We start from the raw sequence: 13,671 nt of genomic DNA, 5'->3' as shown, positions 1-13,671 counted from the left end.
TTCAGAACAACCATTCTTTCTATGAGAACGATCGACCTCGACTCGCTGGAGATCTTCCGCACCGTGGTGGCCGAGGGCGGCGTGATCCGCGCTGCCGACAAGCTCAACCGCGTGCAGTCGAACGTCACCACCCGCATCCAGCAGCTGGAAGAGCGGCTCGGCCACAAGCTGTTCCAGCGCCGGGGCCGCTCGCTTGAGTTGGCGCCGGCGGGGCACAAGCTGCTGCCCTATGCCGATCGCCTGCTGCGCCTGGCCGAGGAGGCGGAGAGCGAGCTGCGCAGCGACCTGCCGCTGGGCACCTTCAGGCTGGGTTCGCTCGAGAGCACCGCCGGCAGCCGCCTGCCGCCGGTGCTCTCGCGCTTCCACAAGCTCTATCCGGGCGTGGTGGTCGAGCTGGTCGCCGGCACCACGGGCGCGCTGCTCAAACGGGTGCATGACTTCGACATCGAGGCGGCCTTCGTGTCGCAGCCTTTCCCGGCGCAGGGCCTGGAGACGCTGGCGGTGTTCGAGGAAGAGCTGGTGCTGGTCACCGCGCGCAGCATCGCCTCGGTCACGCGGCCGGCCGACCTGGCAGGCGCCACGCTGATCGCCTTCGCCCAAGGCTGCTCGTACCGCCAGTTGCTGGAGCAGTGGCTGGGCAAGAGCAGCGTGGTGCCGGCGCGCTCGCTGGAGTTCTCGTCCTACCAGGCGATGATCGCCTGCGTCGCGGCCGGGACTGGCTTTGCCATCGTCCCGCTCTCGGTGCTGAAGGCGCTGCGCGCGACCGCCGACGTGCAGCAGCACGCCCTGCCGGAACGCATTCGCAGCAACCGCACGCACCTGGTCTGGCGCGGCACGCCTTCGGTGGCGCTGGCACGGCTGACTGAGATGCTGGGCAAGGCCTGATACCGACGGTGGTGATGCAGGCTGCGCGCCGCCGAAGGCGTCGGGGGTGTTTTGGGGAAGCCGGATACCGGCACAACGCTTCCCCGCAAAGGCGCCCGCGGGTCCGGGGCGGCGCGCCTGTGTGGCGCCGAGAAGCGCAGCGCAGCCGGCCGCACGCCTGCCGAAGGACAGGCGTGCTTCGTGATCTGACTTGCCGCAGCTGTTTGAGCGCAGTGAACGAAGTGAACGCAGCGAGTTCTGCGGCAGGCCGGCTGCGCGAGCATCGCAGGGGAGTCGGCGCTTTAGCGCCGACCGCCACACCGAAGCGCCGCGCCGGACCCGTGGGCGCCTTTGCAGCGCGCGGCACGCTCGTGAGTCGGTACAAGCCGCCGGCTCAGGCCAGCGCCGTGGCCGGCGGCTCGGCACCGGCGATCTGCCGCAGTGCGCGCTCGAACACCTCCACCGGCTGGCCGCCGGAGATCAGGTGCTTGTTGTTGATGATGATGGCGGGCACCGAGTGGATGCCGGCGTCGGTGTAGAGGCGCTCGCGCTCGCGGGTCTCCGCCGCGTACTCGTCGCTCTCCAGGATGGCACGCGCCCGCTGCGGGTCGAGGCCGGCCTCGGCGGCCAGGCGCGCCAGCAGCTCGGGATCGGAGGGGTTCTCGCCGTCGGTGTGGCAGGCCTTGAGCAGCGCCTTCTTGAGCGCCACCTGCTTGACGCCGTTTTCGAGCGCGGCCCAGTGCAAGAGGCGGTGCGCATCGAAGGTGTTGTAGACGCGCGAGCGCCCTTCTTCGCGGAACTTGAAACCCACCGCCGCACCGCGCGCACGGATCGCCTCGCGCGCCTGCGCCTGCTGCTCGCGCGAGGAACCGTATTTCTGGTTCAGGTGCTCGAAGGCATCCTGGCCCTCCCGCGGCATCTGCGGATTGAGTTCGAAGGGCTGGAAATGCAGTTCGGCGCTGATCTCGGGCGCCACGCGTTCGAGCGCGGCTTCGAGGGCACCGAGGCCGACGGCGCACCAGGGGCAGGACACGTCGGATACGAAATCGATCTTGAGGCGGGCGGTCATAGATGGTCCTTCATCGTCAGAGGCTGCGCCAGAAATCGATCAGCAGCTGGCTGAATTCCACCGGCCGCTCGACCGCGCTCAGGTGCGCCGCATCGATGGTGGCGAGGCGCGCGCCGGGAATGGCGGCGACCATGGCCTCGGACATCGCGAGTGGCGTCGCCTCGTCGCGCAGGCCGGCGATCACCAGCGTGGGCGTCGTGATCGCGCGGTTGCTCTCGCGGAAGTCGATCGCGCTCACCGCGTCGCAGCTCGCGATGTAGCCGGCGGCATCGGTGCCGACCAGCGTGTCGTTCAAGCGGCGTGCGGCCTCGGCGCCCTCGGGCGTGGCCACGTACGCGGGCGTGATCCAGCGCACCAGGGCGCCGGGTGCGATCGCGGCCACGCCCTCGGCCTGCACGGTCTCGACGCGTGTGCGCCAGGGTGCCTGGTCGGGGTAGTAGGCCGACGAATTGGCGATCACGACGCTCTTCAGCAGCTGCGGATACTTCGGCGCCAGCGCCTGCGCCGTCATGCCGCCCATCGAGAGGCCGACGAAGTGCACCGGCTCGCCCTCGGCCTCGCGCTCGATCAGCGCTGCCGCGTCCTCGGCCAGCGCCTGCAGGCTGAACGGGCCGGCCACCACTTCCGAGCTGCCATGGTTGCGGTGGTCGTAGCGCAGCACGGTGTGGGCGCAGGCCAGCACGGCAGCCACCTCGTCCCACATGTGCAGGTCGCAGCCCAGCGCATGGCTCAGCACGACGATCGGGCCTTCACCCTCGCGAATGACATTCAGACGGCTCATGGCTTTCCCTTGGGCTCTTCGAGCAGGCCCTTCTCGCGCAGGATGCCGGTGGCGATGCCGAAGGCATGGTTGGCCACCGGCACGCCGCAGTAGATGGCGGCCATCATGATCACTTCCTTGATCTCCTCGGGCGAAAGCCGCGATTCGGGCGGGCCGTCGAGCGCGGCGCGCACGTGCATCGCAAATTCTTCATACGCATGGATGCCCAGCATCATCGACAGCACCATGAAGCGGCGCGTCTTGTCGCCCAGCGCCGGGCGGCCCCAGATGTCGTTCCATGCATGGCGCGTGATCAGTTCCTGGAACTCGCTGTTGAAGGCATTGCGGTTGGCCAGCGACTTGTCGACCCAGGCGTCGCCGAGGATGCGGCGGCGGTTGAGAAGACCGGCTTCGTAGTCGGGGGAAGTCATCGTGCAGTATTTCGTGTGTCGAGTTGGGTTTGCAAGGCCTTGACCTGCGCCAGCGCGATCGTGCCGGCCGGCTCGGCGAGCGCCGGATCAAACCATTCGTCCGCGGCTTCGCCTGGAAGTTCCGCGCGCAGCCGGTCGATGTTGGCACGCATGCGCGCCGCATCGATCTGCAGGCCGGGCAAGGCGCCGGCCAGCGCGCGCACGCTGCCGTGGGCGGACATCAGCAACTGGGGCCATTCGCCCAGCTCGGCCTGCCAGGCGCCGAGCGCGCGTTCGTGCTCCTGCGGCATCGCGGCCAGCAAGGCGGCCACGCGCTGCGGCGCGCGCTGCGCGGCCGCCAGCGCCACCATCGAGGCCACCGGGTTGCGCTTGTGCGGCATCGCCGAGGAGCCGCCGCGTCCGGGCTCGCTGGGCTCGGCCACTTCGCCGACTTCGTACTGGCCCATGAGCGCGATGTCCTTCGCGATCTTGCCGAGGCTGCCGACCATCAGGCCCAGCTCGCAGCCCAGCGCGACCCATTCGTCGCGCTGGGTGTGCCAGGTCGCGCCCGGGTCGCCCAGGTCCAGTTCCGCGGCCATGCGCTGCCGCACCGCGGGCCCCTGCCCTTTCATCTGCGCCAGCGTGCCCACAGCCCCGCCGAGCTGCAGCTGCAGCGCGCGGCGCGCGGCCTCGGCCAGCCGCGCGCGGCTGCGCACCAGCGGCGCGGCCCAGCCCGCGCACTTGAGCCCGAAGCTCGTGACCGAGGCCGGCTGCATCAGCGTGCGGGCGAGGATCGGCGTCGCGGCGTGGCGCTTGGCATGCGCGAGCAGCGCCTGCGCCGCCTTCACCAGGTCGGCCTCGACCAGTGCCACCGCCTCGCGCGTGACCAGCGCCATCGCGCTGTCGATCACGTCCTGGCTGGTGCTGCCGAAATGCACGTAGGGCACGGCGTCGGCATTGAACAATCCGACTGCTTCCTTGAGGCTCTTGACCAGCGGGATCGCCACGCTCCCGGCGCGGCCGCTGTCGCGCACGATCTTGGCGACATCGAACAACTCGACCTTGCAGCTGCCGGCGATCGAATGCGCCGCCGATTCGGGAATCAGGCCCTCGGCCGCCTGCGCGCGCGCGAGCGCGGCCTCGAAGCGCAGCATCGCGCCGACGAAGTTGTGGTCGCTGAAGGCGGCCAAGGTCTCGGACGTGGAGAGGAAGCCTTCGAAGATGCTCATGGCTAGTAGGCGATCTTCGCCACGGCGCGCAGGTCTTCCGGCGTGGCGGTGCCGAAGCCGAAGAACTCGAGGTAGGCAGGGATCATTTCGAACAGCATGTCGGTGCCGACCTGGACCGCGCAGCCTTTGTCGCGTGCGGCCCGCAGCAGCGGCGTGTACTCGGATTTCATCACGACCTCGCCGACGAAGGTGGAGGGCGCGATGCGGTCGATGTCGAAGGGTAGCGGATCGTTCTCCTTCATGCCGAGCGGCGTGGCATTGACCACCACGTCGTAGCCGGCGGGGTCGCTGGAGCCGGTGGCTACGCCCAGCTTCGGGTAGTGCGTGGTGAGCCGGCCCGCGAGCGCTTTGGCCGACGCCGCGCTGGCATCGAACAGCGAAAGCTGCGCGACGCCGGCCGCGGCCAGCGAGGCGGCGATGGCCGAGCCGACGCCGCCGCAGCCCGAGACCAGCACGCGCGCGCCTTGGAGCGCGCGGCCCTTGCGCAGCACGCCGCGCACGAAGCCGGCGCCGTCGAACTGGTCGCCCACGAGCGTGCCGTCAGCGCGCTTCAGCACCGCATTGCAGGCGCCCGCGATCCGGGCGGCCGGGGCGAGCTCGTCGACCAGGTCCATGGTCGTGATCTTGTGCGGCATGGTGACGAGCGCGCCGCGGATGTTGGTGAGCCGGAACAGCGACGCGAAGGCGGCCGCATAGTCCTCGGCCTTGATGCCCATCGGCACCACGACGGCGTCGATGCCCTGCTGATCGAACCAGGGGTTGTAGATCATCGGCGCCTTGAAGCTCTCGGTGGGATAGCCGATGTGCGCGATGAGGGTGGTCTTGCCGGAAATCATCTTCTTCATCCTGTTGGAATCGCGACCCGAAGGCCGGTATGCGCGGCCTCGGCGACCGCAAGGGTGACAGCCAGCGTGCGCATGGCATCGCGCACGGTAACTCGGGGCGGCACTTCGCGCCGCACCACGGCGCAGAAATGATCGAGCTGCCGCGCGAGCGGATCGCTTTCGTGCACATCGATCCTGCTGCGTGCCAAAGGGTGGAACCACGAGGCCGCACCGGCGTACTCGAAGACGCGCAGGGTGGGCACCTGCAGCGAGCCGTGCGTGCCGGCGATGATGTAGCAGTCCTGGTCCGCGTGGTGGTCGTAGGCCTTGTTCTCGCCCGAGCTCTGCTCCCAGCTGCGCGGACTGGCCGCGGCATCCGACAGCATGAAGGTGCCGAGCGCGCCGTTGGCGAAGCGCAGGTTGATCGCCACCGTGTCCTCCACCGCGAAGCCGCGTGCCGCATGGGAAGCGAAGGCCTGCACCTCGACGATCTCGCCCACCAGCGCGCGCAGGTTGTCGATCTCGTGCACCAGGTTGATCAGGATCGGCCCGCCGCCCTTCTGACGGCGCCAGGCGACCTCGAAGTACTCGTCGGGCTTGTGGAAGGTGGCGCTGGCCGTCACCGCCACCAGCTTGCCGAGGCGGCCGCTCGCGATCGTCTCGCGCGCGGCTTCGAGAACGGCGCCGTGGCGCCGGTGATGGCCGACCAGCACCGGCACGTTCGCGGCCTCCACCGCCGCGGCCAGCCGCTCGGCTTCCGCCAGCGAATCGGCCACCGGCTTCTCGACCAGCGCCGGCACGCCGGCCTGGACGCAGGCCAGGGCACCGGGCACATGCAGCGCGTTCGGCGTGGCCAGGATCACGCCGTCGGGCCGCGCCGCGGCGAGCAGCGCTTCGAGGTCCGGGTACAGCGGCACGCCGGCCTCGGCCGCCAGCACGGCTGCGCTCGGGAACGGGTCGGCAAAGCCGATCAGTTCGCAGCTGCTGCTCGCAAGCATGCGCATCCAATGCGCCCGGCCGATCAGGCCGGCGCCGGCGATCGCGAAGCGCAGTTTCCTGTTCATCGCGCCTTCTCCTCAGACCGCGGCGGCTGGCGCCGCGGCATGCGCGCCGCCGAGGAACAGGCGCTCGATGTTCGGATCGGCCAGCAGTTCGGAGGCCGGCTTGTGCAGCACCAGCCGGCCCGATTCGAGCGCGATGGCCTCGTCGGCCATCTTGAGCGCGCTCTTCACGTTCTGCTCGACCATCAGCACCGTGGTGCCCTGGTCGGCGAGCCTGCGCAACAGCCTGAACACGTCCTGCACCACCACCGGCGAGAGGCCGATCGAGGGTTCGTCGATCAAGAGCACCCTGGGCCGCAGCAGCAGCGCGCGGCCGACCTCGAGCTGCTTCTGCTCGCCGCCGGACAGCGACGCGGCCGCGCTGTGCATGCGCTCCTTCACGCGCGGGAAGAGTTCGAGCACTTCGGGGATGCGCTCGTGCGTGGTCTTCATGCCGAGCGTGATGCCGCCGAGCTCGAGGTTCTCGTAGGCCGTCAACTGGCCGAACAGATTGCGTCCCTGCGGCACGAAGGCGATGCCGTGCTTCACCAGCAGGTCCTTCGGGCTGGCGCCGGTGATGTCCTCGCCATCGAGCAAGACCCGTCCGTTGCGCACCTTGAGCAAGCCGAACAGCGTCTTGAGCACGGTCGACTTGCCCGCGCCGTTGGGCCCGAGCAAGAGCGTGATCTTGCCGCGCCTGGCCTTGAAGGACAGGTTGTTGAGGATCATGAAATCCTTGTAGCCCGCCAGCACGTTGTCGAATTCGATGCAGATGTCGGTGGTGGTCATGATCAATTCCCGAGATAGGCGTCGAGCACCTGCTTGTTGGCGCGAATCTCCGCCGGCGTGCCGATCGCCATCACCTTGCCCTCGACCATCACCATGATGCGGTGGCACAGGTCCATCACGAAGTCCATGTTGTGCTCGATCACGACGAAGCTGCCGCGGCGCGTGCGGTTCAGCTCCTTGAGCAGGGTCGAGAGTCCGCCGACCAGGCTGGGATTGACGCCGGCGCAGGGCTCGTCGAGCAGCACCAGGTCGGGCTCGCTCATGAAGGCCATGCCGATGTCCACCAGCTTCTGCTGGCCGTAGGAGAGCGTGCCGGCCTTCTTGTTCGCGACGTGGCGGATGCGGAACTGGTCGATCAGCGCGTCGGCCTTCGGCCCCAGGCCCGAGTCGCCGGGCGCGAACATGCGGCTCCACATGCTGCCCTGGTGCTCCTGCGCGGCGACGATCAGGTTCTCGCGCACGGTCATCTTGCCGAACACCTGCAGCGTCTGGAAGGTGCGGCCGACGCCGCGCCGGTTGAGTTCCAGCGGCCCCAGCTTGGTGACGTCCTCGCCTTTGAGCTCGATCCGGCCGGCATCGGGCGCGATCTGGCCCAGCATGCTGTTGAAGAGCGTGGTCTTGCCCGAGCCGTTGGGGCCGATCACGCCGAAGATCTCGCCGGGCTGCACCTCGAAGCTCACGCCGGCTACAGCCTGGATGGCGCCGTAGGCCTTGCTGAGATCGCTCACGCGCAGCACGGGTACGACCTGCTGCTCGGGCACGATGGCTTCCGCAAGCACGGCGTTCATGTGGCAGCTCCCATGCTCGCGGCTGCCGCCGATCGCGCGGCCGAGGCTTCACGCGCCTCGCGCCGGGCACGGATGCGATCGGGGATCGAAAGCAATCCGTCCGGCAGCCAGACCATCAGCACCACCACGGCGGCGCCGAACAGCGGAAGGTACCAGTCGGCCACGCCCGGCACGTCGCGCAGCCATTCGGGCACGATCACGCCGACCGCCGCGCCCAGCACCGGCCCCCAGAAGTAGCCGGGGCCGCCGACCACCACCATCAGGTACATCATGATCGAGGCCGCCACCGTGAAGGGCGCCGGCTCGATGAACTGCACCAGCGCGGCGAACAGCGCGCCGGCAACGCCCGCATAGGCGGCGCCGACGGCAAAGCTCAGCAGCGTGTAGCTGCGCACGCTGATCCCCAGGCTCTCGGCGCGGATCGGGTTGTCGCGCAGCGCGGTGAAGGCCTTGCCCCAGGGCGAGCGCAGCAGGCCCCACAGCAGCAGGCCGAGCAGCACGGCGACGGCGAGCACGAAGTAGTAGTAGGCCAGGTTGCCCTCCAGCGACAGCCCGGCCAGCTCGGGCCGCGCGATGTTGTTGATGCCGAAGGTGCCGCCGGTCAGCCACTCCTCGTTGCGCATCAGGAGCCAGATCGCGGTGTTGAAGCCCAGCGTGGCGAAGGCGAGGTAGATCGCCTGCACGCGCAGCGCCGGAAAACCCAGCGCAAGGCCGACGGCAAAGCACAGCAGCGCCGCCGCGGGCAGGCCCAGCCAAAAGCTGATGCCGGCCTTCATGAGGATCGCCACCGTGTAGGCGCCGATGCCGAAGAAGGCGGCATGTCCCAGCGACTTCTGGCCTGCATAGCCCACCGTCAGGTTGAGCCCCATGGTGGCGATGATGAACACCAGCCAGTAGCTCAGCAGGTAGATGCCGTAGTTCTTGAGGAAGTTGGGCGCGACGAGCAGCACGGCCGCAGCCGCGGCCATCAGCGCGAGATGCGTCTTCTTCATACCTTGCGCTCCTCTTTCTTGCCCAGGAGGCCTTGCGGCTTGAACAGGATCACGACCATGAAGATGACCAGCGCCACCGCGTCCTTGTAGGCCGGCGAGATGTAGGCCGAGGCCAGGTTCTCCGCCACGCCGACGATCAGGCCGCCGAGCAGCGCGCCGCGCGAGTTGTTGAAGCCGCCGATGATGGCTGCGAAGAAGGCCTTGGTGCCCAGGCCCTCGCCCATGTCGAACTTGGCGAGGTAGGTGGGTGTGACGAGGAGCGCAGCCGCCACCGCCAGCGCTGCATTGATGGCGAAGGTGTAGAAGATCATGCGCGGCACGTTGATGCCCAGCACGCTCGCGCTCTCGGTGTTCTGCGCCACGGCCTGCATCGCGCGGCCGGTCACGGTCTTCGAGATGAAAGCCTGCGTGGCCAGCACGATCGCCACCGCCAGCCCGAAGGTGCCGAGGTCGGCCATCGTGACGGTGACGCCCGCCACGTTGAAGAGCTTGTCGGCAAAGAGGCTCGGGAACGGATGCGCCTCGGCGCTGTAGCCGGCGCGCACGCCGTTGCGCAGCGCGATCGACAGGCCGATGGTCGCCACCACGATCGGCATCATCCCGAACTTGAACAACGGATCGACCAGGCCGCGCTTGAAGAGCCAGCCCAGCACGAACACCGCCACCACGATGGTCAGCACGAAGCTGAGCGACAGCGGCGCGCCGAAGGACATGAAGGCGAGCATCGCGAAGGCGGGCAGCATCACGAACTCGCCCTGCGCGAAGTTGATGGTCCCGCTGGCCTGCCACAGCAGCGTGAAGCCCAGCGCGGCCAGCGCATAGATGCTGCCGGTGGCCAGCCCGCTCAGGAAGAGCTGGATGAAATCCGTCATGGCGACGACTACTTGGCGGCTGTGCCCAGGGCCGGCAGCGTGGCGATCACTTCCTGCTTGCCGTTCTTCACCTCCACCATGAAGCTTTCGCGGTCGAGGTCGCCGTTGGCGTCGACGCTGACGTCCATCAGCACGCCGGGCTGCTGCGCGGTGCTTACCTTCAGGCCGTGCAGCGCGGCGGCGACGGCCTTGCGGTCGAGCTTGCCGGCCTTCTCGATCCCAGCCTTCAACAGGTAGACGCCCGAGTAGCCCTTCATGCCGTTGTGGTCCGAGACGTACTTGTATTCCTTCTCGAACTTGGCGCGGAAGGCGCGGATGGCCGGGTTCGGCGCGTCGACCGTGAGCCCCACGTGCGCGATCGCGCCGTTGGCGGCCTCGCCCGCGAGGTCGATCACCTTCTGGCCGGTGAGCGTGGTCTCGCCCACGATCGGCTTGCTCCAGCCCTGCTTGCGCAGCTCGCGCAGCAAGCGCGCCGACTCTTCCTCGTTGCTGTAGGCGAAGAGCGCATCGGCATTGCTCTGCTTGGCGCGCAGCACCGCGGCGGAAAAGTCGATCTGGCCCGGCTCGGTCGAGATCTCGGCCGCGATCTTCACCGGCGTGGCGGCCAGCGCCTTCTTTATCGAATCGAGGCCGCCCTTGCCGAAGTCGTTGTTGACGTAGATCACGGCCAGCGTCTTCGCCTTGATCTGCTGGTCGATGTAGCGCGCGACCTTGGGCATCGCGGTGGTCTGCGTGAAGCTGGTGCGGAAGATGTACTTGTTGCCCTGCTGCGTGATGCTGGCCGCTTCGCCGCCGGTGAAGTTGGGAATCTCGGCGCGGCGGCTCTCGGCCATGCTGACCATGATCGAGCCCGAGAACACCGGGCCGAAGATGGCGAAGACCTCGTTGTCCACCGCCTTCTGCGTCAGGCCCTTGGCAACGCCGGGATTGCTCTGCGTGTCGCTGGTGCTCGACTCGATCTTCTTGCCGAGGATGCCGCCCGAGGCGTTGATCTCCTTCACCGCCAGCTCGACGCCGTTCTTGAAGTTGGTGCCGGCGGTCGCGCCGCCGCCCGAGAGCTCCACGATGTTGACGATCTTGATCGTGTTCTGCGCGAAGGCGCCGGAAGCGCCCGCGGCCACGGCGCAGGCGGCGATGAGCTGGATCGCGAAGCGACGCGATGGAACGATGGTCATGCTTGTCTCCTTGGGGTTGAATTGCTGGTGGTCACGTGGCTCTCGCTGATCCAGCGCGCGCTCTTCATCGCGCGCTGGCCGACCACCATGGGGTCGGAATTCACATAGTCGTCGTTGAACACCTCGAAGGTGTAGTGGCCGCGGTAGCCCTTGTCCTCCAGCAGCTGCACCAGGTCGCGCACGTCGTGCAGGCCTTCGCCCGGAAACAGGCGCTGGTGGCGCGCGAGCTCGATCATGTCGGCCTGGCGGTCGCTGTACTCGAAGAAGTAGTCGGCCAGCTGCACCAGGAAGATCTTCTCGACCGGCACTTCGGCCAGCTGTGCGAGCGTTCCGGGCGTGTCGTCGCCATGCACCGACATGTGGAAGGAATCGAGGTTGAGGCCCACGTTCTGGCGGTTGCAGCGCTTCACGATGTCCCAGGCCTGGTGCCAGCGGTTGACGTGCCGGCCCCAGGAGAGGGCCTCATAGCAGATGCGGATGCCAAGCGGCGTCGCCAGCGTGGCGAGGGTGCGCAAGTCCTCGGCCGCGCGCTCCGGGTCGTCGATGGCCAGCGGCGAGGTGGTGGAGCACACCAGCAGCAGGTCGGCGCCGACCAGCGCCATCTGGCGCAGTTGCTCGCGCGCCATCTCGAGCCGGTGCGGGCGCATGGCGTCGGGCGCGCACTCGAAATCGCGCAGCGGCTGGAAGTCCGTGACCTTGAGGCCGCTGGCCTTGACCAGCTCGGCCGCCTTCTCGACGCCGGCCGGGTGCGCGATCAGGTCGCGCGCCCACAGCTCGACGCCGGAAAAGCCCGCGGCCTTCATGCATTCGAGCTTGTGCCCGAGGTCGCCACCCATGGTGACGGTGTTGAAGCCGAAGCGGTCGAGTGCAATGGCCATGGTGTCCTCAGGCCACGCTGTCGGAGTGGTAGCGCAAGGGGGAGTCGATTTCCGCCGCCATTGCGTCCGGATAGATCAGCTTGCGCAGGAAACGCGCGTCGTCGCGCACCCCATGCGCCGCGGCCGTGTGGCCGAAGTAGTCGAGGTAGTACGGCATCTGCTGGATCAGCATCTCGAAGCCGGCCTGCGCGTTGAGCCCGCGCGCGCGGGCGGCGCGCACCAGCGGCGTGGGCTGGTTGCGCAGCAGGATGTCGAACAGCGCCGCGTGCGCCTCCATGCGGGCCACGTCCACCGGCAGGGCATCGCCCTCCTTCAGGCCCAGCGGCGTGGCGTTGATGACCAGGTCGTACCCTTCGGGATCGCTGCTGTCGACCGCGATCGTGGTCGCGTCGAAGAAGGCGTCGAGCTTGGCCGCGACTCCTGCCGCCTTGCCGGCCGAGATGTCGTGGAAGGCGATGTGCTCGGCACCGTTGACCGTGCCGCCCTCGGCCAGCGCGACGCCGATGGCCGCGGCGCTGACGCCGGCGCCGAGGATCAGTACCCGCTTGCCGCGGAACGGGATGTTGTAGTGGTCCAGCGCGCCCAGCAGGCCCTCGCCGTCGAAGAGATCGCCCTCGAGCTCGCCGTTGGCGATGCGCCGCACCACGTTGACCGAGCCGGCGACGCGGCCGAACAGGCCGGCGCCGTCGAGCAGGTCCACCACCCGCGGCTTGTGCGGCGGCGCGATCACCATGCCGCGCACGTTCCTGGCCAGGAAGGCGGCCTTGACGAAGACGGCGAAGTCGCGCGTCGCCACCTGCACCGGCGCCATCACCGCGTCGATGCCGAAGCGCTCGAAGACGCTGTTGAACATGCGCGGCAGGCGCACGTTGGTCACCGGATCGCCGGGGATCAGGTAGAGGTCGGTGCTGCCTGCGATGGAGGGGAACATGGTGCTGTCTCTCTGGGCGGTTTGTTCGGAGATCGCGCAAATTGCCGGAAGCGGCCGCTAATGTAGGGCGCCGGCTTGCGCGACCCAAGGCAAAGACCGCAGAATAGCGCGCTGATCGCCCTGTATCGATCGATGATCGAACGAATCCAGGGTTAATCCCCAATGAGCACTGACATCCGCCCTGCCCCGCCCGAACTCGACAAGCGCGACTGGATCGCCGGCCTGGAGCGCGGCGTGTCCGTCATCGAGGCCTTCGACGACGCGCATCCGCGCATGACGGCGAGCGAGGCCGGCCAGCGCACCGGCATGACGCGCACCGCCGCGCGGCGCTACCTGCTCACCTTGCAGCACATGGGCTATGTGGCGGGGGACGGCAAGCTGTTCTGGCTGACGCCGCGGGTGCTGCGCCTGGGCCAGTCCTATCTCGAATCGGCGCGGCTGCCGCGCATCGTGCAGCCCTTTCTGCAGCGGGTGGCCGCCGGCACGCACGAGATCGCGTACCTGAGCGTGATGGACGGCGACGAGGTGGTCTACATCGCGCGCAACGGCCCCAACCGCAGCATGAGCACCGGCTACGTGCTGGGCGCGCGGGTGCCGGCGCAGGTCACGGCCTCGGGCATGCTGATGCTGGCGATGCGCGGCGACGAGGCGCTCGGCCATTGGCTGGCCACGCACGAGCTCACCGTCTTCACCTCGCACACCATTTCGAGCAAGGAGCGCATGAAGCTCGAGCTCGCGCGCATCCGCGCGCAGGGGTGGGCGCTCTCGGAGCAGCAGCTGGACCTCAATTCGCGCGGCATCGCCGTGCCGCTGCGCGACCGGCACGGCGACCTGGTGGGCGCGCTCAACATCACGATGCCGATGGGCCATGAAAGCAGCGAGGACGCGGTCGCCCGCGTCCTCCCGGTGCTGCGCGAGACGGCGCAGGCGATGCGCAACCTGATCTAGCGGGGCCTCACGCGGGGGTGATTCATGAACAGGCCCTTCTATGAGGACTGTGTTGTCAAGCGAATGTGGTGGCGGATGCTTGGCTGCTGCTCCTGGCGGTTG

15 protein-coding genes and 1 pseudogene are annotated in these 13,671 nt (G+C 68.4%); 2 read left to right on the top strand and 14 right to left on the bottom strand.

The window, feature by feature from the left end:
- The first annotated feature begins 21 nt into the window (after positions 1–21).
- The gene (locus tag AC3A6B_RS23870; RefSeq protein ID WP_487839130.1) at positions 22–885 is read left to right on the top strand and encodes a LysR family transcriptional regulator; all 864 of its coding nucleotides are present in this window, start codon (positions 22–24) and stop codon (positions 883–885) included.
- A gap of 373 nt (positions 886–1,258) precedes the next feature.
- Here the strand turns inward: AC3A6B_RS23870 and AC3A6B_RS23865 are convergent, their stop codons facing one another.
- The 14 genes and pseudogenes from AC3A6B_RS23865 to AC3A6B_RS23800 form a co-directional block, all read right to left on the bottom strand.
- Positions 1,259–1,933 carry a DsbA family oxidoreductase gene (locus AC3A6B_RS23865; protein ID WP_487839129.1) on the bottom strand — a complete coding sequence of 225 codons (675 nt, stop codon included), beginning with the start codon at positions 1,931–1,933 and terminating at the stop codon, positions 1,259–1,261.
- A 16-nt stretch (positions 1,934–1,949) separates the two neighbouring features.
- Positions 1,950–2,714 carry an alpha/beta fold hydrolase gene (locus AC3A6B_RS23860; protein WP_487839128.1) on the bottom strand — a complete coding sequence of 255 codons (765 nt, stop codon included), beginning with the start codon at positions 2,712–2,714 and terminating at the stop codon, positions 1,950–1,952.
- Complete coding sequence (locus AC3A6B_RS23855; protein ID WP_214695582.1) at positions 2,711–3,124, bottom strand: carboxymuconolactone decarboxylase family protein; 414 nt, start codon at positions 3,122–3,124, stop codon at positions 2,711–2,713. The genes AC3A6B_RS23860 and AC3A6B_RS23855 overlap by 4 nt, the downstream gene beginning before the upstream one ends.
- Complete coding sequence (pcaB, locus tag AC3A6B_RS23850; protein WP_487839127.1) at positions 3,121–4,332, bottom strand: 3-carboxy-cis,cis-muconate cycloisomerase; 1,212 nt, start codon at positions 4,330–4,332, stop codon at positions 3,121–3,123. Before pcaB ends, AC3A6B_RS23855 begins: the two co-directional genes overlap by 4 nt.
- A gap of 2 nt (positions 4,333–4,334) precedes the next feature.
- On the bottom strand, positions 4,335–5,168 hold the full coding sequence (locus AC3A6B_RS23845; RefSeq protein WP_487839126.1) for a shikimate dehydrogenase family protein: 834 nt from the start codon (positions 5,166–5,168) through the stop codon (positions 4,335–4,337).
- A 5-nt stretch (positions 5,169–5,173) separates the two neighbouring features.
- Positions 5,174–6,220 (bottom strand): Gfo/Idh/MocA family protein, encoded by a 1,047-nt coding sequence (locus tag AC3A6B_RS23840; protein ID WP_487839125.1) that lies wholly within the window; start codon positions 6,218–6,220, stop codon positions 5,174–5,176.
- 12 nt (positions 6,221–6,232) lie between these two features.
- Entirely contained in the window at positions 6,233–6,985 is a 753-nt protein-coding gene (locus AC3A6B_RS23835) for an ABC transporter ATP-binding protein (RefSeq protein ID WP_487839124.1), read from the bottom strand.
- A 2-nt stretch (positions 6,986–6,987) separates the two neighbouring features.
- A complete protein-coding gene (locus AC3A6B_RS23830; protein WP_487839123.1) occupies positions 6,988–7,773 on the bottom strand; it encodes an ABC transporter ATP-binding protein in 786 nt (261 codons plus the stop codon).
- The gene (locus AC3A6B_RS23825; protein ID WP_487839122.1) at positions 7,770–8,765 is read right to left on the bottom strand and encodes a branched-chain amino acid ABC transporter permease; all 996 of its coding nucleotides are present in this window, start codon (positions 8,763–8,765) and stop codon (positions 7,770–7,772) included. Before AC3A6B_RS23825 ends, AC3A6B_RS23830 begins: the two co-directional genes overlap by 4 nt.
- A complete protein-coding gene (locus tag AC3A6B_RS23820; protein WP_214695567.1) occupies positions 8,762–9,637 on the bottom strand; it encodes a branched-chain amino acid ABC transporter permease in 876 nt (291 codons plus the stop codon). Before AC3A6B_RS23820 ends, AC3A6B_RS23825 begins: the two co-directional genes overlap by 4 nt.
- 8 nt (positions 9,638–9,645) lie before the next feature.
- Positions 9,646–10,812, bottom strand: coding sequence for an ABC transporter substrate-binding protein (locus AC3A6B_RS23815; RefSeq protein ID WP_487839121.1), 1,167 nt, complete (start codon positions 10,810–10,812; stop codon positions 9,646–9,648).
- On the bottom strand, positions 10,809–11,459 hold the full coding sequence (locus tag AC3A6B_RS23810; protein ID WP_487839120.1) for a sugar phosphate isomerase/epimerase family protein: 651 nt from the start codon (positions 11,457–11,459) through the stop codon (positions 10,809–10,811). The genes AC3A6B_RS23815 and AC3A6B_RS23810 overlap by 4 nt, the downstream gene beginning before the upstream one ends.
- Positions 11,459–11,552: pseudogene (locus tag AC3A6B_RS23805) on the bottom strand. Before AC3A6B_RS23805 ends, AC3A6B_RS23810 begins: the two are co-directional and overlap by 1 nt.
- A 145-nt stretch (positions 11,553–11,697) precedes the next feature.
- Positions 11,698–12,621, bottom strand: coding sequence for a shikimate dehydrogenase family protein (locus AC3A6B_RS23800; RefSeq protein WP_487839119.1), 924 nt, complete (start codon positions 12,619–12,621; stop codon positions 11,698–11,700).
- Positions 12,622–12,783: 162 nt separating this feature from the next.
- On the opposite strand from AC3A6B_RS23800, the gene AC3A6B_RS23795 reads away from it, so the two are divergent.
- Positions 12,784–13,569, top strand: coding sequence for an IclR family transcriptional regulator domain-containing protein (locus tag AC3A6B_RS23795; protein WP_487839118.1), 786 nt, complete (start codon positions 12,784–12,786; stop codon positions 13,567–13,569).
- The last annotated feature ends 102 nt before the right edge of the window (positions 13,570–13,671 follow it).

The sequence above is a fragment of the Variovorax sp. Soil_C_33 genome (genome assembly GCF_057656935.1).
The sequence above is the reverse complement of the archived record's forward strand: the minus strand, read 5'-3'. Positions and strand labels throughout refer to the sequence as shown.

Excerpts from the sequence above, each read along its gene's own strand:
- AC3A6B_RS23870 (WP_487839130.1), top strand. The coding sequence starts at position 22 with ATGAGAACGATCGACCTCGACTCGCTGGAGATCTTCCGCACCGTGGTG.
- AC3A6B_RS23865 (WP_487839129.1), bottom strand. The coding sequence starts at position 1,933 with ATGACCGCCCGCCTCAAGATCGATTTCGTATCCGACGTGTCCTGCCCC.
- AC3A6B_RS23860 (WP_487839128.1), bottom strand. The coding sequence starts at position 2,714 with ATGAGCCGTCTGAATGTCATTCGCGAGGGTGAAGGCCCGATCGTCGTG.
- AC3A6B_RS23855 (WP_214695582.1), bottom strand. The coding sequence starts at position 3,124 with ATGACTTCCCCCGACTACGAAGCCGGTCTTCTCAACCGCCGCCGCATC.
- pcaB (WP_487839127.1), bottom strand. The coding sequence starts at position 4,332 with ATGAGCATCTTCGAAGGCTTCCTCTCCACGTCCGAGACCTTGGCCGCC.
- AC3A6B_RS23845 (WP_487839126.1), bottom strand. The coding sequence starts at position 5,168 with ATGATTTCCGGCAAGACCACCCTCATCGCGCACATCGGCTATCCCACC.
- AC3A6B_RS23840 (WP_487839125.1), bottom strand. The coding sequence starts at position 6,220 with ATGAACAGGAAACTGCGCTTCGCGATCGCCGGCGCCGGCCTGATCGGC.
- AC3A6B_RS23835 (WP_487839124.1), bottom strand. The coding sequence starts at position 6,985 with ATGACCACCACCGACATCTGCATCGAATTCGACAACGTGCTGGCGGGC.
- AC3A6B_RS23830 (WP_487839123.1), bottom strand. The coding sequence starts at position 7,773 with ATGAACGCCGTGCTTGCGGAAGCCATCGTGCCCGAGCAGCAGGTCGTA.
- AC3A6B_RS23825 (WP_487839122.1), bottom strand. The coding sequence starts at position 8,765 with ATGAAGAAGACGCATCTCGCGCTGATGGCCGCGGCTGCGGCCGTGCTG.
- AC3A6B_RS23820 (WP_214695567.1), bottom strand. The coding sequence starts at position 9,637 with ATGACGGATTTCATCCAGCTCTTCCTGAGCGGGCTGGCCACCGGCAGC.
- AC3A6B_RS23815 (WP_487839121.1), bottom strand. The coding sequence starts at position 10,812 with ATGACCATCGTTCCATCGCGTCGCTTCGCGATCCAGCTCATCGCCGCC.
- AC3A6B_RS23810 (WP_487839120.1), bottom strand. The coding sequence starts at position 11,459 with ATGCGCCCGCACCGGCTCGAGATGGCGCGCGAGCAACTGCGCCAGATG.
- AC3A6B_RS23800 (WP_487839119.1), bottom strand. The coding sequence starts at position 12,621 with ATGTTCCCCTCCATCGCAGGCAGCACCGACCTCTACCTGATCCCCGGC.
- AC3A6B_RS23795 (WP_487839118.1), top strand. The coding sequence starts at position 12,784 with ATGAGCACTGACATCCGCCCTGCCCCGCCCGAACTCGACAAGCGCGAC.